Here is a 17,877-nt window from a genome sequence, read left to right as displayed (position 1 = left end):
TCGCCGCCAGGTTGCCCCGCGCTGCCGTTCGACTTGCATGTGTAAGGCATGCCGCCAGCGTTCAATCTGAGCCAGGATCAAACTCTTCAGTTTAATCTCTGTTTTGTGACATTTCTGTCTGTGTCATTCGCATGACACATCGCTCACTCAAAATACTGACAGTTCAGTGACTTATTTCTAAATCACCGTCTTGCTTTATACTTCTTGTGAACACTTGCTATATTATTTAAGCATTTCCAAGCAACCTAAGTTGCTTGGTGCGCTTCACCAAGTGCCCACATTTATTGACTGTTAATTGTTAAAGAACCGTATTCTTTTCTACCTCACCGGACTACTTATTCATCCAGTTTTGCGGCGCAGCGTTGTGTGCGTTAGCAGCAGAGAAACGAGATTATGAAGCACTTCTTTGTCGCTGTCAACACCCTGTTTTTATTTCGTTCAGTTTAAATCTTTTAGATTTAATCCCAACTACTTCAGGCTATTTACAGACCAGGCTTTCCGCGTCATTTCTTTCGCTCAAACCAAGAATTACTTCACTCTCTTCATCCCCGCTCTTCAGCGGGAGGCGAACTATAGCAAACTTACTGATTGCAGTGCAAGCACTTTGCGGTAATTATTTACTTGCTTCTCCCGACTCTCTGTAGTGATGGTACGCACAGCGCTACCGGCTAAGTCGGCATCAATTTCCATGCAAGGAAATCTTTATATGAAAGCACATGCGGTTAAAATACCGGATTCATCAAACCACTAAGCAAGGGCTCTCTTATATATATAGATATAAGAGAGTCATTTTTATCATTAGTGCTATCTGGACCGAATTTATGTTGCGCATTACCGATTTACAACTTCCACTAGACCATGCCGAGGACGAGCTGAAAGCAGCCGTGCTGCGGGAATTGGGTATTACTGAAAACGAGCTGATTAACTTTACTGTATTTCGTCGCAGCTACGATGCACGCAAGAAGACGGCGATCATACTGATCTACACGATAGATGTGGAAACAACAAATGAAGATGCTCTGCTAGCAAGCCACAGGAACCGCACAAAATTGTCGGCGACGCCGGATACCACTTATAAATTTGTGACTCGCGCAAACAATAAGCCTTTTAAGCGCCCTGTTGTCATAGGCTTTGGGCCTTGTGGCCTGTTTGTAGCACTGCTGCTGGCTGAAATGGGATTTCGCCCTATCGTGCTTGAGCGCGGCAAGACTGTACGCGAACGCACCAAGGATACCTGGGGCCTGTGGCGCAAACGTGAGTTGAAGCCAGAATCGAATGTGCAGTTTGGCGAAGGTGGAGCAGGTACTTTTTCTGACGGTAAATTATATAGCCAGATCAAAGACCCCAAGCATTATGGCCGCAAGGTACTGACGGAGTTCGTCAAGGCTGGTGCGCCTGAAGAAATCATGTATGTCAGTAAGCCGCATATAGGCACCTTTCGTCTGGTGAAGATGATAGAAGAGATGCGCCATAATATAGAAGCTCTGGGTGGTGAAATCCGGTTTGAGCAAAGAGTGACGGATATTGATATCGTCGATGGCCGGGTTCAGGGGGTGCAGTTAAATGACGATGAATACATAGAAACGGCACATGTGGTGCTGGCGATCGGCCATAGTGCTCGCGACACATTCAAGATGATCGCTGATCGTGGCATATATGTGGAAGCCAAACCATTTTCGATAGGCTTCAGGGTAGAACACCCGCAGTCTGTTATCGACAAGGCGCGCTTTGGTCCCAATGCAGGCAACAAGATACTGGGTGCGGCAGATTATAAGTTGGTGCACCATGCCAAAAATGGTCGTTCGGTATATAGCTTTTGCATGTGTCCTGGTGGTACGGTGGTGGCAGCAACGTCTGAACCTGGCCGTGTTGTGACAAATGGCATGAGTCAGTATTCGCGCAATGAACGCAATGCAAACTCGGCCATCGTGGTGGGCATTACCCCGGCTGATTATCCTGGAGACCCGTTGGCGGGTATAGATTTGCAGAGGGCGCTAGAAGAGAAGGCGTATGAAGCAGGCGGACAAAATTACAATGCCCCCGGCCAACTGGTGGGTGACTTTTTGGCTGCCCGCCCGTCTACAGTACTAGGGACAGTGGAGCCATCTTACAAGCCCGGCATTACCTTGTGCGATCTTGCCACAATTTTGCCTGAATTTGCCATTACGGCAATACGCGAAGCCCTGCCTGAGTTTGACAAAAAAATCAAAGGATTTGCCATGAAGGATGCGATTCTGACTGGCGTGGAAACACGCACATCTTCGCCCATACGTATTAAGCGCAATGACGATGATCTACAAAGTTTGAATACCCGCGGTCTGTTTCCTGCAGGCGAAGGTGCTGGCTATGCAGGCGGCATCTTGTCTGCCGCAGTCGATGGTATCAGGGTCGCCGAGGCGGTTGCCCTGGATATACAGGCGCAATCATAAACGACAATATCAGGTAGAGAGAATGAAAATGGCAAAAACCTGTCAGGTTTTTGCCATTTTTTCATCTGCGCCTTACCCTAGTAAATCTTCCAGCCCTGCAGCCAACTCATTGAGCGGCGGCATTTCCTCCAGTATGAGTTCTGGTTTTATTCCTAGTTTTTTTGCCACATCCGTTGGAAAGGTCGCTTCGCGCTCTTCTTTTGAGTAATGACTTTCTTCTCCACGTGCGCACCAGGAAGCCAGATGTACGACAGCGCCTATCTGATCAAACTCTGATTGTTGCAATGGTTCTGCGCAGGCTTTGATGGCCGTTGCAAAACTGTCAGGAAAGCGCCAGCGTTTAGCCAACTCAGCACCGACATCAAAAAAGTTAAAGCCAAAAGAGGTGTGCTCTACATCTGGTCTGCGTGCATCCAGCGGCCCGGCAGTTTTATCGACTTGCAGCATTTGCTCAGGCATGCCCGCATGCATGACCAATTGGCCTATGGCATGCATTAAACCTACGGTGAAAGCAAAATCTGAATTGCAATGGGCTTTTTTTGCCAGCCATTTTGAGACGACGGCAGTATGCAAGCTATAGCGCCAGAATTGCTTCAGATCCACCCCAGGCATGGACTTGAAACCGCTAGTCAGGCCACTACTGACCACCAGTGTACGCACGGTCATGAAGCCCAGCATCAACACTGCATCGTCAACCGAGCCTACCGTTCTGGAGGCATGATAATAAGAGGAGTTTGCCAGCCGCAGCAATTTTGCACTCAGGACCTGATCTGCAGACAGCTTGCGGGCAATTTCGTCTATGGAGACATCATCATTATTAAAACTGTCTATGACTTCCTGGACGACTTTGGGGATCGAAGGCAAAGCATTTTGCTGCTGAAACAGAGTCTCGATTTTCATAGGGCATCTCCTTTGGGGATGTAGATACAAGAGGTCTTAGCCTCTCATTATTTCCGGAAATTGATACACCTTCAACAAACTTCCCTTGGCGTGGGGAAGAATGCACATTGCTATCAAAAATCATACTCTGATATTGGTTTTTCAGAAATGCTTTTTTGCTGCTTGCGTTGCTTTGCATGTCGTGGGCAATATCACGATTGCGTTTCCCCTTACGTTTACCTGCGCTGCTTTTGCTGGAACAAACAGGAATTGTTAGTTTCCTGTCAGCAGGCTTTTTGTCTTATTTCTTTACTTCACTTTCTGGTGGACATGGTGGTAAAGTAGTTTTAGCCTCATGAATAAGTTTAAGCCAGTGCAAGCAGACAGGAGACACATCATGCAAAATGCCTTAGAACTCGCAACACAAGTTGGTGAAGAACTCAAATCCAAGAAACTTATTCTCAGCATCGCAGAATCATGCACTGGCGGTGGTGTTTCCCACGCCATCACAGAAATTGCCGGATCTTCAGAATGGTTTGATTGTGGCTTTGTCACCTATTCCAACTCCTCCAAGACTGAATTATTGGATATACCAGCCGCATTGATCGCACAGCATGGTGCTGTCAGCGAAGAAATAGCAGCAGCAATGGCACAGGGGGCCCTGGCCAATTCAGAAGCCCATCTATCACTATCAACCACTGGGATTGCTGGTCCGACTGGGGCAGTGCCCGGCAAACCCGTAGGCACAATTTGCTTTGGCTGGGTCGTTGGTGGCGTCACACATACCGAAAGGCTGGTATTTGCGGGAGACAGAAAAGCTGTGCGGGAGCAAACCGTTGCTCATGCTCTGACCAAGCTTTTGAGATACATCAGGGAACTTTGAGTCGCCGATAGACAAGCAGACATGCAGTATGCCCATTGCACGTCTTGAATTTACAATGCGGCCGCTTTGTTATTCCCGGTTTTGCATCAATAACTCATTAATCAGTACCGATTCTATCTTGTCAGATTTCAAGGCTTGATTGAGACCTGATTTTAGCTGTGCCCTGACAGCATCGAAGCCTTCTTCGCTATGTAAATCGTCAGGGTCAATTTTGGCGAATTCGATTTGAAATACATTGGATAATACTTTTCTGTTTTCAAACAACCATTCCTTGTCCTCAGTGCGGACTTGTATGGTTACCTGCATGCGTACTACCTGGCCATTCAGATTTGCCACTTGCTGCGGCAATTCAAAATAACTTAGCCCGGCAGCATTCGCAGTCACACTGCGCATGTAAAAGAATATCGCCAGCAAAATGGCAAAGCCAAGCATGACAATCAATGCAGCATAAACCCCAAACCGATCCGATGTGGCGCTTTTTTTTCCAGATTTTTTTTCCAGCGCTGCAGTCTTTCGATTCGGAGCAGGTGGAGTACTGCGTGCGGGACCTGCAGGTGCATTGGGCTTAACCAGCGGCGCAGCAACTACCTCAGCCGCATCTCCATCGAAATCAAAGTCCAATGCAGGATCAGGTTTCTTGGGTTCGCTGCCATCTATAGCCTCAAAATCAAGTTGTTCAATGAGCAAACTGGCCCTGGACCTATCTTTAGACATGACTACCTCATAGAGCTGGCATATGGCCAAAGGCCACAGCGCCGACCTAGTGATTATATTGCTAACGGGGAATTTTTAAAGCTGGCCTAGCATAACGCTATTTTACTCAATTTCATAAAGCGTCAATGAATACATCTTCATTTCCCGCTGATGTAGACCTATTCCCTGAAATGTTTTCTACTTTGTCATTATTTTTATGCATTTCCTAAAATCTATTGAACGCTTCGTTACAAACTAGGGGTGTAAAACAACTGCTGATTTCGCTATCATGTCGGCATTCCCCGCAAGTCATTACACGCATGACCACACCCGCCATCCCCAAAGTCAGAAACCTGAGCATAGACAATATCAAGGCCGTCTTGATTTTTCTGGTTGTCTTTGGTCATCTGATAGAAATCTACGTGGGTGAAGATCATATATTGCGTTCCGTCTGGATTTTTGTGTATTCCTTCCACATGCCCATGTTCGCCTTGATGTCTGGCATGTTTTCCAAGGCGCAGTGGGATGATAAAAATACCACGCAACTCATATCTACCGTCCTGGTGCCCCTGATAGGTTTTGAGATTATTTATGAAACGACCGAATTTCTATTGAGAGGCAATGCCAGCGTCTATGCCGGCCTGGTCGCGCCTTACTGGATGTTGTGGTATTTGTTGAGCTTGTTATGCTGGCGCCTGTTGCTGCCCTTGTTTTCGCGTATGCAATTTGGCGTCATGCTGGCATTGGCACTCTCGCTGGCTGCCAGCTACTCTGAGCATGCTGGTTATTTCCTGGGCATATCACGCACCCTGATTTTCTTCCCTTACTTCTTACTGGGATGGAAACTTGGACAAGACGTGTTCAATGCGAAGAATAATGAAAAACTGTGGCTCAGTGCCGCCGTTGTGATCACTGCCTTCGTCGGTGCATTCCTCCTGAAGAGCGATTTCGACTATCGCTGGTTCTATGGCAGTTATTCCCTGCACAGGCTGGAAATGGCGAATCTGACTGGCAGCATGTATCAGTTATTGCAATATGCAACGTCCACGGTGATAGGATTATCTGTCCTGTATTTGCTGGCACAAAAAGAACTGGGACTGGCGAACATAGGCAAGCGCTCTATCTATGTGCTGGTGTGGCATGGCATGGCGTTGATTATTCTGCAAGAGACGGGTGTATTGCGTGCCATTTTCAAATATGAAAATACGATTGCACTGGCAATATCGGTCTTGCTCTCGATGCTGATCACCTGGGTATGCGCCCATGAGAAAGCCGAAATGCTGACCAAACGCTTTATCCTGAACCCCTTGAACTGGTTATTGATACCTCAGCCTGCGACCATTGCTGACGTGGCACCAGAAGCACAGGACAAGACTGTGCATCAGGAACCTTAAGAACCCTGTTTGCGATCTTACTGTGCGTGCGTGATCGGGGTTCAGTGCGGCTCAAAATGCTCATGTACTAGAGTGCTTTCCGCTTTTTTCGCTGCGCTTAAGTTGCCCTGAATGTTGCCCTGACCCCGCTGACGATCGCTACAGATCCTAAACAGATTCTAAGAAATATTGTAGAAAAACTTCCTGATCGGTGTCCTACTTATCAATTCTGGCTTGTATTTTACCTTCATCAAATTGCTGCGGGTGCTTGCCTGAAATTCCACAATAAAACTCGCGTATCTTTTCCATATCAGCAGTAATGTCACCGCTTAAGGCAAACATTTTGCCGATGCCGCCAGCCTTGCGTTTGAAATCCAGATAGCCAAGTGCAATTGGTACGCCTGCCCCCTGAGCAATATAATAAAAACCTGTCTTCCAGTGTGTGACTTTGCCGCGGGTTCCCTCTGGCGGCACGATAACAGTCAGTCTTTGATTGGCATGAAAAGCATCGACCGTGCCTTGCACCAGATTACCGGACTTGGCCCTGTCTACCGGAATACCACCGAGCCAGCGCATGACGTGGCCCACAACGGGCGGAAACAGGCTGGATTTGCCCATCCAGTAAACCCGCAAGCGCAGGGCAAAACAAACCATCAGCGTAATGGGAAAATCCCAGTTACTGGTGTGGGGCGCTGCAATCAAGACATATTTTTGCTCGGCAGGAACGATGCCCTCCACCTTCCAGCCAGCCAGCTTCAGGCACAACACAGATAGCCAGCGCATGATGGTATTAATGATGGGAGTTTCAAAAATGGTAAGATGCATGCCGTAAGTCTTTGATAAGAAAAGAGAATTCTGCCTTCTCTTCAAGCAAGCGGCATTATAGTGAGCAGTAGCAACTATGGGAACTAGATATCAGCTTTTTTAAGATAAATTAACGAAAGCACTTATCAAAGCAATATAAAAGCAATATCAAACAATACCCAAGCAAGGGAGATCAAGTCTTTACCCAGCTCAGTATGCCTTGCCATTGTGGCAAATCTTTTTCCACCCTGGAGGGAGCGACATCCCATAAGGTGGCCCCATGGGCAGCCAGTTGTATATAGTTTTGGGTATCCCGCAAGAAACCGAGGACTGGCAAACCTAGCTGGTCAACATAATGCTCAAGCTGCTCGGCCGCCTTGCTGCGGGTGTTCACACGCATGCCCAATATCCCAACCTGATAGCCATTCTTCTTGTGCTGGGACAGATTTTTGAGGAATTCTTCCGTTGCCAAAATATCAAAAATAGAAGCTTGCAAAGGGACGATGATCTTATCTGCTGACTTGAGCACAGCGTCAAGCTTGCTGCCTGTCAGGCCAGCCGGGGTATCCAATACCACATGGGTAGTACCTTTTGGGGGCTTCAAAACATTGCGGTCAGCAATATCCCAAGGCTGGATCTGTGGCAGGTTCTCGGGCCGCAAGGACAACCAGGTGCGTGAAGATTGCTGTACATCGGTGTCCCCCAGCATGACCTTATGCCCGCTGGAGGCAAAATACCCAGCCAGGTTGGTGGCCACTGTGCTTTTTCCTACCCCACCCTTGGGATTGACGATTGCGATGACAGGCATGTCCACTCCTTTTTACAGTTTAAGAACCATAGCAACTGCTCAGATTATCCATACTAAGCAGAAGATAGCAAGATTTCATCTATAAAAACGAAAAAACAGCAAAGCAAGCTCAAGCAGGGACCAATAAAGCCAACTGTTCAGGTGTCAGATAACACCACTCTCCTTCTTCCAGTCCCAGCGACTCCAAGGTCAATTTTCCGATGGCGGTGCGCTGCAAGGCAGCACAATGATTGCCCGCTGCCGCCAGCATGCGCTTGACCTGGTGATACTTACCCTGCTCCAGCACGATTTCCAGCAGATTATCATCCAGCTTTTGGCAATGCACTGCGGCCAAAGCTGCTGGCTCATCATGCAGTTTGACGCCTTGCAATAATAGATTCACCAATTCTTCCGTCACTGGCTCAGCAGTCGTCGCCTGGTAGACCTTGGGGACATGGCGCTTGGGTGATGATTGCGCATGGATAAATGGGCCGTCATCAGACATCAGCAACATACCAGTTGTATCATGATCCAGTCGCCCTACCGGTTGCACATCGCGCCAGCTGAATTGCTCGGGTAACAGTGTCAGTACGCCAGGGTGATGACTAGGCTTGCGAGAGCACTCAAAATTGGCAGGTTTATTGAGGACGATGTAGACACGTTCACGAAATTCCCAGTCTTCTTCAAAAATATGAAACTGCAAACCCTGGGTCTCATAACTGGTCTTGACGCTGCGTATAACTTCGCCATTGATGGAGACTTCGCCATCTTCCACCAGATCGCGGCAATATTTTCGGGTTCCAAATCCTTGCGACTGCAGGATCTTATCTAAGCTTAGTTTTGTCATGACGCGACTTTATCAGATGTATGCCTGCTGCGGCTAGTGGGCTGTAACAGTGAAAGTGGACGTGAAGGACATGAGCCCGGCGAGTCAGGGCAAGGCCGAACTTCAAACTATACACAGCGATACCGGGACTATTGCGAGCGTTTGCAACGCCGTCATGGTCGGCGCGCGCATGGCAGACAATTCGCTTTTCACTGCTACAGTCAACTAGTCACACCACCTGCTTTCATTCAAGCACAGCCGTTTCATCGTCCGTCATTTTGGGTTGCAGCGGCAAATTCATTTTGAAACAAGTCCCCTTGCCGAGTTCACTTTCGACCACAATATTGCCACCCAGCACACCGGTTACCAGGTTATACACAATATTCAAACCCAGGCCACTTCCGCCTTGCCCCAGTCTGGTCGTAAAAAAAGGATCAAAAATGCGGCCCAGGTTGACGTTTGGTATGCCGCTACCATTATCACGTACGGTGATTTCCACAAAATCGTCATCCAGAGCACGTGCAGAAATGGTAACTGTGCCGCGAAAATCGCCTTCAAAACCGTGGATAAATGCATTATTGATCAAATTGGTCATGACCTGACCGAGTGGGCCGGGATAACTGTCCATCATCAGCTTGGGCGGTACGTAATGGGTAATGTCATGACGTGTTTTGCGTATGGTCGGTCCCATCGTGACGATGAGCTCAGACAACATCTCATCAAGTGCGAAGACACGGCGATTGGCACTGGTACGGTCCACTGCAACTTGTTTGAAGCTGATCACCAGCTCTGACGCCTTGCTCAGGTTACGTAAGAGCAAATCAGCTCCCGTCTTGGCGTTTCTCAGGTATTCTTCGAGTACAGAACGGCGCATGCCTTTTTCAAACTCGACCATCACATCATTCGTATGCTGGGCCAGGGTGCTGGCAACAGTGACGCTGGTACCGATAGGCGTATTAAGCTCATGAGCAACCCCGGCGACCAGAGAGCCCAACGCTGCCATTTTTTCTGTCCTGAGCAATTCCCGCTGAGCGCGCTGGAGGTTTTCCAGGACAATGGTCAATTCGCTATTGGCAGCTTCCAGTGCCTGGGTACGTTCGGACACCCTTCTCTCCAGCGTGGTATTCATATTGCGAATTTCCTGCTCGTTCTGGCGTTTTTCAGTAATATCCTCCTGAACAAGGATAATCAAAGGCTCGTTGCCAAGACGTATCATACGTCCCGACACCTGGCAGAGAATGATTTTTTCTTGCTGACCACAAGTCAACCAGGCTTCATAGTCATGAATTTCACCATCGCGTTCAACGATACGCAGGATTTCGTGAAAATCGTCTTCATTACGCCAGAGTGCCTTCTGGGTTTCTCTATCACCGAGAATTTCATCATGTGACCAATAGAATTGCCTGACCCAGGCATCATTTACGTCGATCATGCTGTAATGCTGGGCTTTACGCAGTACCGTCATGGCGACAGGAGATGCCTGAAAGATGCCAATGAATTTTTCTTCTGTCACCTTCAAGGCTTGCTCTGCACGAAGACGTTCATTGAGTTCTTGCTGCAAGGTGATGTTTTGCGCTTCCCGCTCGGTGATCAGCCTACCGAGATTGAGGCGCATTTTGTCCAGTCCCTGCGCCAGATTGCCGATTTCATCTTGCCGCCCCCATTCCAGCGGCTGATCCAGCTTACCGCGCGCAAGTCGGCCCGTTGCCAGTTGCAATTCCATGATGGGTCTGACGATGCGGCGCTCGAACAATAACCAGATCAGAATAAATGAAAACACTACCTGCACCAGCAAAGCCATGCCCAACTTGAGAAAATCAGTCCATAGCTCTTTTTCTATATGCTCAGTAGTCAGTTCCAACTTGACGCTGCCGATGACCTTCGTTTCCAGCAAAATCGGGCGCTCTTCGCGCAAGACCTTGGCATCGGCTGTTTTGAACTTGCTGCTGTGAGCAAAAATGGATTTGGATTCATCCAGCACTTCAACGCTAACCACTTCAGGATTGCGCATGACGGCCTGTATGAATTGATTGGCGACAGCCTTGTCCAGCGTCCAGACGGGCACCGCCATGCCACGCGCCAGCATATCAGCGTACTGCGACATGGGATTGCGTACCCGCAATTGCAATTCACGCTCGTATCTGTCCTGTACCAGGAAACGTCCCAGAACTATCGCAGGCAATACGATGCCAACCACAACGCCGAAAATAAGAATCTGTCGGAGAGAGAGTGTACGCAATGGTTTACCTGTTGTTTGCGGCGACTATTTCGACTGTTGCTTGCGCCACAATTGTATATTTGCTGTGATCAATTTACTCATCACGTTTTGTTTATCCAATTTATAAACAGCCTTGGCAATGCGCCCGCGCATTTCCGGTGTATTGCATGCAGACTTATGAGATAAAGTCAAATATAAATTTTCATTGGTAATCGGTGGCGCGACGGTTTTCAAGCCTGAAATATTCATCTTGGCGACATAGGCCAAGCCGGGGTCTTCTTCATAAATCAAATAATCTGCACGCGACAGACTCAGCATCTTCAAAGCCTGCTCAAGGCTGGGAACCATGGATATTTTCAATGACTCCTTGGCATAACGATCAAATTCTTCACCAAAACTGTTATTGATGACAGTCACCCCCTGCTTGCCAACAAGGTCTGACCATTTTTTATAAGGTAGAGTGAAATTACTGCGGGTCCAGATCACTGTCCTTGTTTCACGAAAAGCCGGATAGAAATAATCCATGTATTCCAGTCTGGGCTGAGTGAAAAAAGCACCCGCCAACAAATCCACGCGCCCCAATTTTGCCTCTTCCTGCACTCGTCCCCAAGGGCCGATATATTTGATATCAATGGGGATACCAATTTCTTTCGACAATAATTGCATCCACTCGGCATTCGCACCGATCAAGCGATTTTCATCGTCAGGATCACGCCATAGATAAGGAGGATATTCAGGATTACCCGTCGCCAACAATGTCTTGCAAGTTTCATTGGCATGTACGTTTGAACTAAATGCCATTGCAAGCAACAAGCTTACCCAGCAAAGCAACTGTAGCAAGGTTTTGTTTGAATGAATAGCTTTGCAAGATTCAAGCTTCATAGCACGACCTTCTCAGCATTAAACGGGAGGATGGACACTTAAGTCTAACTGCTGGAATTAGGCTTGGCAAGGAAGTAGTTGTGAAGGAGGAACGCTTTCCAAAAAGAAAATAATTCCTCCAAATTTTGACTAAAAATGCAAGATTTCTACCACGTTGACACATGCCCCAAAAGAATTACACTTGCAACCCTTTTTCAGCATATGCTAATTATATTAACGTCTAACAATAGAACTACCATTGCCCCGCACTGCGTCTCCAGACATCAAGCCTGGATCGTGGTCGAAGACATAAGTTTGTCTGTTACCATTTTCAAAGGCCACAGTCACATTCCAAACCTTGGTGGTCTTGACTTTTTGCTCTATCTTATGTCCAGCCAGAGCACCACCTGCTGCCCCTGCGATAGTAGCTAGATCACGCCCTGTGCCACCACCCACCTGATTGCCTAGCAGAGCACCAGCGACGCCACCAGCGATTACCCCAAGGGCACCACCTTCACCCTCTTTGTCTTTGACTTCAATTGCGACGACTTTGCCACAGTCAGGGCAAGCTGGCTCCCCTCTGGCTTGTGCTGGTGCTGCCACTGGCCTGCTCATATTTTGCTTGGCCACAGCCAGGGAATTATTGTAGTCTGCCTTGGCATCGCGCAGACATTGCATTCTGGCCGCTGATCCACCTGCTTCAGCACACAGCTTTTTATCGTCATTGTAGCGTTGAGTAGCGCGTTTGGTATCCGCTGCATACTGCTGTTTGGCAGTCATATTTTGCGCAAAAGCACCTGTCACCGCTGTCAACATCAAGCTGGCCACCAGCAATTTCTTATTCATATAAAGCTCCTCAATTAATCAAAATATAGTATCGCCATGCGAAACTTAAAGCAATTAACGGTCGAGATCAAAAAATGATGACTGAAATCACAATGGTTGACAGTTACACATTAGGCCGGGATGCATAACATGTCTGCAGAGCATAAAAAAACCCGTCATATGACGGGTTTTCCATGTAAGTGCTCAAGCGCTGATCAGATTTTTGCCTTGATGAGCTTGCCCAGTTTTTCTATACCTTCGTTGATACGCTCTGGCGACACCGTCACAAAGGACAGGCGCAGGGTATTTTTTTCAGGGTTGTTTGCATAGAAAGGGCCGCCAGGAACAAAGGCAACATTCTGTTGTATGGCTTCATCCAGCAATTGCTTGCTGTCCATGTGTTCTGGCAGGGTTACCCAGATGAACATACCGCCTTCAGGCTTGGTCCAGCGCACGCTTTCAGGGAAATGCTTGCTCATGGCCTCTAGCATGGCATTGCATTGCTTGGCATACAGGGTACGGATAGTAGGGATATGCTCACTCAGGAAACCATCCTTGATAACTTCATACACTACCATTTGTGTCAACTGTGCAGTGTGCAAGTCGGCTGCCTGCTTGGCTTGTTCGAGTTTGCGTATCAGCGGTGTAGGGCCAACCACATAACCCAGGCGTATTCCAGGTGTCAGCACCTTGGAGAAAGAACCCATGTAAATCACGCCACCTGGATTCATATTCAACATCTTGGGCAAAGGTTCTCCGCTATAGCACAGATCACCATAGGGGTTATCTTCGACCAGCGGGATACCCATGCGGGCGCAGGTTTCCACCAATTCATAGCGGCGCTCAACTGACAGCGTGCGTCCGGTTGGGTTCTGGAAGTTAGGCAAGGCATACATCAGACGTGCACCCGCACCTTTGGCAGCGACCGAGGCTGGTATCAAACCATGATCATCGGTATCAACCGATTCAAATTGAGGGCGATACAGGGAAAAAGCCTGCAAGGCACCCAGATAGCTCGGTGTTTCTACCAATACCTTGCTGCCTTCATCCACCAGCACTTTGCCGAGCAAATCCAGGCCTTGCTGCGAGCCAGACACCATCATGATTTGATCAGGCAGGATTTTTGAATCATTGGTAGACAACGAGTCAGCCAAAAATTCGCGCAAGGGGGCATAACCATCGGTAGGGCCGTATTGCAATGCTGACTTGCCTTGTTGCGTCAGCACCTTGTCAAAGGCAGCGCGCATGCGCTCTACCGGGAAAGTTTCTGGAGATGGCAATCCACCAGCGAAAGAAATCACTTCAGGACGCATGGTTACTTTTAAAATTTCCCTGATGGCTGAGCTTTGCAACTGCTCTGCGCGATCAGAAAATTTCCACTCTATGGGGCTGGGATTCTCAAGTTTCATGCTGGTCTCACTATCTCACTGTTAAGATTGCCATCTCGGGCAAGCTTTTTGTTTTATAAAATTCAGGCGATCTCGACGATCATTTCAATTTCTACGCAAGCACCCAGAGGTATCTGAGCCACGCCAAAGGCTGAACGTGCATGCTTGCCTTGCTCACCAAAGATTTCGCCGATGAGTTCAGAGGCGCCGTTCGTCACCAGATGCTGCTCGGTAAAATCAGGTGTGGAATTAACCAGGCTCATGAGCTTGACGATGCGCTTGACGCGGTTCAAATCACCACCACAGGCTGCCTGCAAGGTGGCGATCAGATCAATCGCGACTGCGCGTGCTGCCAGCTTGCCTTCTTCTGTAGAGATATTTTTACCGAGTTGCCCCACCCATGGCGCGCCATCTTTTTTGGCGATATGGCCGGACAGGAATACTGTGTTACCAGTTTGTGCATACATGACGTAGGCAGCAGCAGGTGTCGCAACAGCAGGCAACTCAATATTTAGTGCTTGAAGTTTTTCGTAAAATGACATGTCTATTTTCCAGAAAAATGCGCAGCAGCCCTCACTGATGCACTAGAGATAATTAAATTTTTATTATTATTTTCTGCAAACTTTAAGAGTTTGCAGAATTCAAAACCTTTCTTCCGGTACATGCTGTCTAGATAAGATCCAAATTAGAGCGCAAATACCAGTCCTCTATTGTAAGCCCGCACCGTTGTGATTAACACCCCCTAGTACATGGCGAATGGCAGATTAAATTTGGTCGGAATGTGCTTTGCAAGAAAATCACCGTTGAATATTCATGCGTCGCCCCATTGCAACGACAATGATGACTGCCAGCGCAAAAAAGATTTCACGACCAGTCAAGACTTCACCCAGTATCAAGGCAGCACCCAGCAAACTCAAAAATGGTTGCAGCAATTGCACCTGACCAACGCGGGCAATACCACCGATCGCCAGGGCCTTGTACCAAAAGAAAAATCCTATGAACATGGAGAATAATGAAACATAGGCGAAACCAGCCCAGGCACGACCAGAAGCCTGTACGCCATAATGCCAACCTAGCCAGATTGTCACCGGCAATAAAACCGGTAAAGCAAGCAGCAAAGCCCAGGAAATCACCTGCTGCCCGCCCATGCTTTGCGACAGCCGCCCACCTTCGGCATAGCCCATGGCAGCAGCGATCACCGCAATGAACAAGGCCAGGTCAGCAAACTGGAACGAGCCACCACCCTGCATCAGAGCAAAGACTATCACCAGACCACTGCCCAGTACCGCCATCACCCAAAAGCCAGTCGATGGCTTTTCATTAAAGCGCAAAGCAGCAAACAGGGCGGTCGCCAGCGGCAAGATGCCTAGCACGATAGCCCCATGGGAAGCTGGCACATAAGCCATGGCGACAGAACTGAACAAGGGGAAACCAACCACCACGCCCAGGGAGGTGATCAGCAATGGTTTAAATTCCGCACGTTGTGGCAATTTCGCCCGCTGTATCCACAACAGCAGGCCAGAACAGAAGGCGGCTACCACGGCACGCCCCAGTGCGACGAAGACGGGATTGAGTTCTGCCACAGCCATGCGGGTAAATGGCAAGGTCAGACTAAAAATCATGACGCCAACCAGGCCCAGGGCCATGCCCTTGTTTTCTTGTATCAGCATGATAGTTTTGTCGATCTCACTGTTAACTCGCCAGCATGGGATAGAGCGACAATACCAGCAGCAAGGCCATGCCGTAGTTGAATATCCGCAAATTGCGCTCCACCCTCAACAAATGTCTGACCCTGGCACCGAACAAGGCCCACAGGCTTACACTGGGTAAATTGATGACCGCAAACACACCTGCGGCCAGGGCAACGATCCAGAATCCACCAGTTGCGGGTATATAGGTACTGAAAGCACCCAGTGCCATGACCCAGGCCTTGGGATTAATCCATTGAAAAGCTGCCGCACTCAAGAAACTCATGGGGCCAGATCTTTGCGCGTTTTCTGGCGCATTTTCTTCCAAAGGCCCGGCATTGGCGATGTTCCAGGCCAGGTAAAGCAGATACGCAGCACCAGCCCATTTCAGCACAACATATAGCCAAGGAAAGCTTATGAAAAGGCCAGCCAGACCGACGCCAACAGCCAGTACCAGCAACATGAAACCTATACTGATACCCAGCATGTGGGGCAAGGTAGCGCGAAAACCAAAATTCACGCCTGATGCAAGCAGCATGAGGTTATTCGGGCCTGGTGTAATGGAGGACACCAGCGCAAACAGAGCAAAGGCCATGAGTGTATCAATTGCCATACTCAACCCCTCGCTGACAATGATCAGAATTCTGTCGTCCGTCCATGCTGTTTCTCCCGTTTTTGCTTTAGTGTTGTGCTATCCTAAACGCAAAAACCGATACAGTACCAATACACTATAAGCGATAATATTCATACTGTAATGGTCAACTATCCATTACAGAAGACCCGCCTGGAGACATGCAATGCTGACACCGACTTTTTTTATCTCACGCGATTCCGGTGGCTCACTGGTTGAGCAAATCGTTAATGCCGTGGCCAACCGCATCGACGATAAATTGCTGCGCACCGGTGCGCGCATGCCTTCTATACGCCAGTTTGCCGATGAACAGGCAGTGTCGCGCTTTACCGTCGTGGAAGCCTATGACAGGCTCGTTGCCAAAGGCTATCTGGAGTCGCGCAGGGGTGCCGGTTTTTTTGTGCGAGAACGGGCTTCCATGTTGAATAACGTACCAAACACTGCACAAATTGCCCCAGTCGCCCAACAACTCGATGTGGTGTGGCTGGTGCGCAATATGTTCCGGCAATTGCCACCGCAAAAAATGCCAGGCTCTGGCGTATTGCCGCATGACTGGCTGGACGGGGAACTGGTAGCGAATGGCTTGCGCTCCATCAGCAGGCTGAACCAGAACCTATTGCTGCATTATGGTACCCAGCAGGGCTTTTTGCCCTTGCGACAGCAATTACAATTGAAAATGGCAGAGTTGGAAATCGCCGCATCGCCTGAACAAATCGTCATGACCAGTGGCGTCACACAAGCACTTGATCTGGTGGCGCGTGAATTTACGCAGCCTGGCGACACAATATTTGTTGACGACCCGGCCTGGTTTTTGATGTTTGGTTCTTTCGCCATCCTCGGCACCAAGGTGATAGGCATACCACGCCTGCATGATGGCCCGGATGTCGCCAAGTTGGCGGAACTGGCTGCCCTGCATAAACCCAAGCTGTATATCATCAATTCAGTCTTGCATAATCCAACTTCGACTTCGCTGTCCGCCGCCAAGGCGTTCCAGGTCTTAAAAGCGGCGGAGGAACATGATTTCATGATCGTTGAAGATGATGTGTATTGCGATATGCACCCTGGGCCAGCGGTACAGGCCGCCACTCGCATTGCTGCGCTGGATCAGTTGAACCGGGTGATTTATCTGGGTGGATTTTCCAAGACACTGGCGGCAAATCTGCGTGTGGGGTTTATCGCTACCTCACCAGAACTGGCAATACGCCTGGCGGACAGAAAGATGTTGTCTACCCTGACGACCACAGAAATCGGTGAACGCGTGGTATACAAAATCCTGTCGGAAGGACACTACCGCAAACATGTAGACCGCATACGTGTGAAGCTTGATGGGGTGCGCGATGACATTACCAAGCGGCTGGAACAACAGGGGATGAAGGTTGATTACCGAACACCGGCAGGAATGTTTTTGTGGACAGAGACTGGCTGCGATACCAATAAGCTGACTGAGAAAGCCATGGAGCAAGGCTATCTGCTGGCACCTGGCAGCTTGTTCTCGCCCAGCCAGCTCCCGTCCACCAAGATGCGCATCAATATTGCCGCAATGTCTGACCCTGGTGTCTGGGAATTTTTGAAACGTGAAATAAATTAGTTGG

Annotated in this window: 16 protein-coding genes and 1 rRNA gene; 4 read left to right on the top strand and 13 right to left on the bottom strand. The window is 48.8% G+C overall.

Features of this window, described 5'->3' with window-relative positions:
• A 16S ribosomal RNA gene (locus H8L47_RS08195) occupies positions 1-93 on the bottom strand; the annotation flags it as partial.
• 728 nt (positions 94-821) lie between these two features.
• Between H8L47_RS08195 and H8L47_RS08190 the strand changes: the two genes are divergently transcribed.
• Complete coding sequence (locus tag H8L47_RS08190) at positions 822-2,429, top strand: NAD(P)/FAD-dependent oxidoreductase (RefSeq protein WP_186953059.1); 1,608 nt, start codon at positions 822-824, stop codon at positions 2,427-2,429.
• Between the two features lie 72 nt (positions 2,430-2,501).
• Here H8L47_RS08190 and H8L47_RS08185 read toward each other — a convergent pair whose 3' ends face one another.
• On the bottom strand, positions 2,502-3,329 hold the full coding sequence (locus tag H8L47_RS08185) for an HDOD domain-containing protein (RefSeq protein ID WP_186953058.1): 828 nt from the start codon (positions 3,327-3,329) through the stop codon (positions 2,502-2,504).
• A gap of 376 nt (positions 3,330-3,705) precedes the next feature.
• Here H8L47_RS08185 and H8L47_RS08180 point away from each other — a divergent pair, with 376 nt between their 5' ends.
• Positions 3,706-4,191 carry a CinA family protein gene (locus tag H8L47_RS08180; RefSeq protein WP_186953057.1) on the top strand — a complete coding sequence of 162 codons (486 nt, stop codon included), beginning with the start codon at positions 3,706-3,708 and terminating at the stop codon, positions 4,189-4,191.
• Positions 4,192-4,260: 69 nt separating this feature from the next.
• Here the strand turns inward: H8L47_RS08180 and H8L47_RS08175 are convergent, their stop codons facing one another.
• A complete protein-coding gene (locus H8L47_RS08175) occupies positions 4,261-4,905 on the bottom strand; it encodes a flagellar basal body-associated FliL family protein (protein WP_186953056.1) in 645 nt (214 codons plus the stop codon).
• Between the two features lie 299 nt (positions 4,906-5,204).
• Here H8L47_RS08175 and H8L47_RS08170 point away from each other — a divergent pair, with 299 nt between their 5' ends.
• Positions 5,205-6,278, top strand: a complete 1,074-nt coding sequence (locus H8L47_RS08170; RefSeq protein ID WP_186953055.1) for an acyltransferase family protein — start codon at positions 5,205-5,207, stop codon at positions 6,276-6,278.
• A gap of 195 nt (positions 6,279-6,473) precedes the next feature.
• Here the strand turns inward: H8L47_RS08170 and H8L47_RS08165 are convergent, their stop codons facing one another.
• The 10 genes from H8L47_RS08165 to H8L47_RS08120 all read right to left on the bottom strand — a co-directional run bounded on the left by H8L47_RS08165 (position 6,474) and on the right by H8L47_RS08120 (position 16,267).
• Positions 6,474-7,082, bottom strand: coding sequence for a lysophospholipid acyltransferase family protein (locus tag H8L47_RS08165; RefSeq protein ID WP_186953054.1), 609 nt, complete (start codon positions 7,080-7,082; stop codon positions 6,474-6,476).
• A gap of 172 nt (positions 7,083-7,254) precedes the next feature.
• Complete coding sequence (locus H8L47_RS08160; protein ID WP_186953053.1) at positions 7,255-7,869, bottom strand: ParA family protein; 615 nt, start codon at positions 7,867-7,869, stop codon at positions 7,255-7,257.
• 109 nt (positions 7,870-7,978) lie between these two features.
• A complete protein-coding gene (locus tag H8L47_RS08155; RefSeq protein WP_186953052.1) occupies positions 7,979-8,695 on the bottom strand; it encodes a pseudouridine synthase in 717 nt (238 codons plus the stop codon).
• Between the two features lie 223 nt (positions 8,696-8,918).
• Positions 8,919-10,913, bottom strand: coding sequence for an ATP-binding protein (locus H8L47_RS08150; RefSeq protein ID WP_186953051.1), 1,995 nt, complete (start codon positions 10,911-10,913; stop codon positions 8,919-8,921).
• Positions 10,914-10,937: 24 nt separating this feature from the next.
• Positions 10,938-11,693 carry a substrate-binding periplasmic protein gene (locus H8L47_RS08145; RefSeq protein WP_186953050.1) on the bottom strand — a complete coding sequence of 252 codons (756 nt, stop codon included), beginning with the start codon at positions 11,691-11,693 and terminating at the stop codon, positions 10,938-10,940.
• A 294-nt stretch (positions 11,694-11,987) separates the two neighbouring features.
• Positions 11,988-12,599 carry an outer membrane lipoprotein gene (locus tag H8L47_RS08140; RefSeq protein ID WP_186953049.1) on the bottom strand — a complete coding sequence of 204 codons (612 nt, stop codon included), beginning with the start codon at positions 12,597-12,599 and terminating at the stop codon, positions 11,988-11,990.
• 194 nt (positions 12,600-12,793) lie between these two features.
• Positions 12,794-13,987: an aminotransferase-like domain-containing protein gene (locus H8L47_RS08135; protein WP_186953048.1), complete on the bottom strand. Its 1,194-nt coding sequence runs from the start codon at positions 13,985-13,987 to the stop codon at positions 12,794-12,796.
• 62 nt (positions 13,988-14,049) lie between these two features.
• On the bottom strand, positions 14,050-14,508 hold the full coding sequence (locus H8L47_RS08130) for a RidA family protein (protein ID WP_110257101.1): 459 nt from the start codon (positions 14,506-14,508) through the stop codon (positions 14,050-14,052).
• A 255-nt stretch (positions 14,509-14,763) separates the two neighbouring features.
• Positions 14,764-15,636 carry a DMT family transporter gene (locus tag H8L47_RS08125; protein ID WP_230413643.1) on the bottom strand — a complete coding sequence of 291 codons (873 nt, stop codon included), beginning with the start codon at positions 15,634-15,636 and terminating at the stop codon, positions 14,764-14,766.
• Between the two features lie 22 nt (positions 15,637-15,658).
• The gene (locus H8L47_RS08120) at positions 15,659-16,267 is read right to left on the bottom strand and encodes a LysE family translocator (protein ID WP_230413642.1); all 609 of its coding nucleotides are present in this window, start codon (positions 16,265-16,267) and stop codon (positions 15,659-15,661) included.
• A gap of 184 nt (positions 16,268-16,451) precedes the next feature.
• Between H8L47_RS08120 and H8L47_RS08115 the strand changes: the two genes are divergently transcribed.
• Complete coding sequence (locus tag H8L47_RS08115) at positions 16,452-17,873, top strand: aminotransferase-like domain-containing protein (protein ID WP_186953046.1); 1,422 nt, start codon at positions 16,452-16,454, stop codon at positions 17,871-17,873.
• Positions 17,874-17,877: the final 4 nt, after the last annotated feature.

The sequence above is a fragment of the Undibacterium umbellatum genome (assembly GCF_014284125.1).
In the GTDB taxonomy this organism is placed as follows: domain Bacteria; phylum Pseudomonadota; class Gammaproteobacteria; order Burkholderiales; family Burkholderiaceae_D; genus Undibacterium; species Undibacterium umbellatum.
The sequence above is the reverse complement of the archived record's forward strand: the minus strand, read 5'-3'. Positions and strand labels throughout refer to the sequence as shown.

Excerpts from the sequence above, each read along its gene's own strand:
- H8L47_RS08145 (WP_186953050.1), bottom strand. The coding sequence starts at position 11,693 with ATGGCATTTAGTTCAAACGTACATGCCAATGAAACTTGCAAGACATTG.
- H8L47_RS08140 (WP_186953049.1), bottom strand. The coding sequence starts at position 12,599 with ATGAATAAGAAATTGCTGGTGGCCAGCTTGATGTTGACAGCGGTGACA.
- H8L47_RS08115 (WP_186953046.1), top strand. The coding sequence starts at position 16,452 with ATGCTGACACCGACTTTTTTTATCTCACGCGATTCCGGTGGCTCACTG.
- H8L47_RS08180 (WP_186953057.1), top strand. The coding sequence starts at position 3,706 with ATGCAAAATGCCTTAGAACTCGCAACACAAGTTGGTGAAGAACTCAAA.
- H8L47_RS08130 (WP_110257101.1), bottom strand. The coding sequence starts at position 14,508 with ATGTCATTTTACGAAAAACTTCAAGCACTAAATATTGAGTTGCCTGCT.
- H8L47_RS08155 (WP_186953052.1), bottom strand. The coding sequence starts at position 8,695 with ATGACAAAACTAAGCTTAGATAAGATCCTGCAGTCGCAAGGATTTGGA.
- H8L47_RS08135 (WP_186953048.1), bottom strand. The coding sequence starts at position 13,987 with ATGAAACTTGAGAATCCCAGCCCCATAGAGTGGAAATTTTCTGATCGC.
- H8L47_RS08175 (WP_186953056.1), bottom strand. The coding sequence starts at position 4,905 with ATGTCTAAAGATAGGTCCAGGGCCAGTTTGCTCATTGAACAACTTGAT.
- H8L47_RS08160 (WP_186953053.1), bottom strand. The coding sequence starts at position 7,869 with ATGCCTGTCATCGCAATCGTCAATCCCAAGGGTGGGGTAGGAAAAAGC.
- H8L47_RS08170 (WP_186953055.1), top strand. The coding sequence starts at position 5,205 with ATGACCACACCCGCCATCCCCAAAGTCAGAAACCTGAGCATAGACAAT.
- H8L47_RS08185 (WP_186953058.1), bottom strand. The coding sequence starts at position 3,329 with ATGAAAATCGAGACTCTGTTTCAGCAGCAAAATGCTTTGCCTTCGATC.
- H8L47_RS08120 (WP_230413642.1), bottom strand. The coding sequence starts at position 16,267 with ATGGCAATTGATACACTCATGGCCTTTGCTCTGTTTGCGCTGGTGTCC.
- H8L47_RS08165 (WP_186953054.1), bottom strand. The coding sequence starts at position 7,082 with ATGCATCTTACCATTTTTGAAACTCCCATCATTAATACCATCATGCGC.
- H8L47_RS08125 (WP_230413643.1), bottom strand. The coding sequence starts at position 15,636 with ATGCTGATACAAGAAAACAAGGGCATGGCCCTGGGCCTGGTTGGCGTC.
- H8L47_RS08190 (WP_186953059.1), top strand. The coding sequence starts at position 822 with ATGTTGCGCATTACCGATTTACAACTTCCACTAGACCATGCCGAGGAC.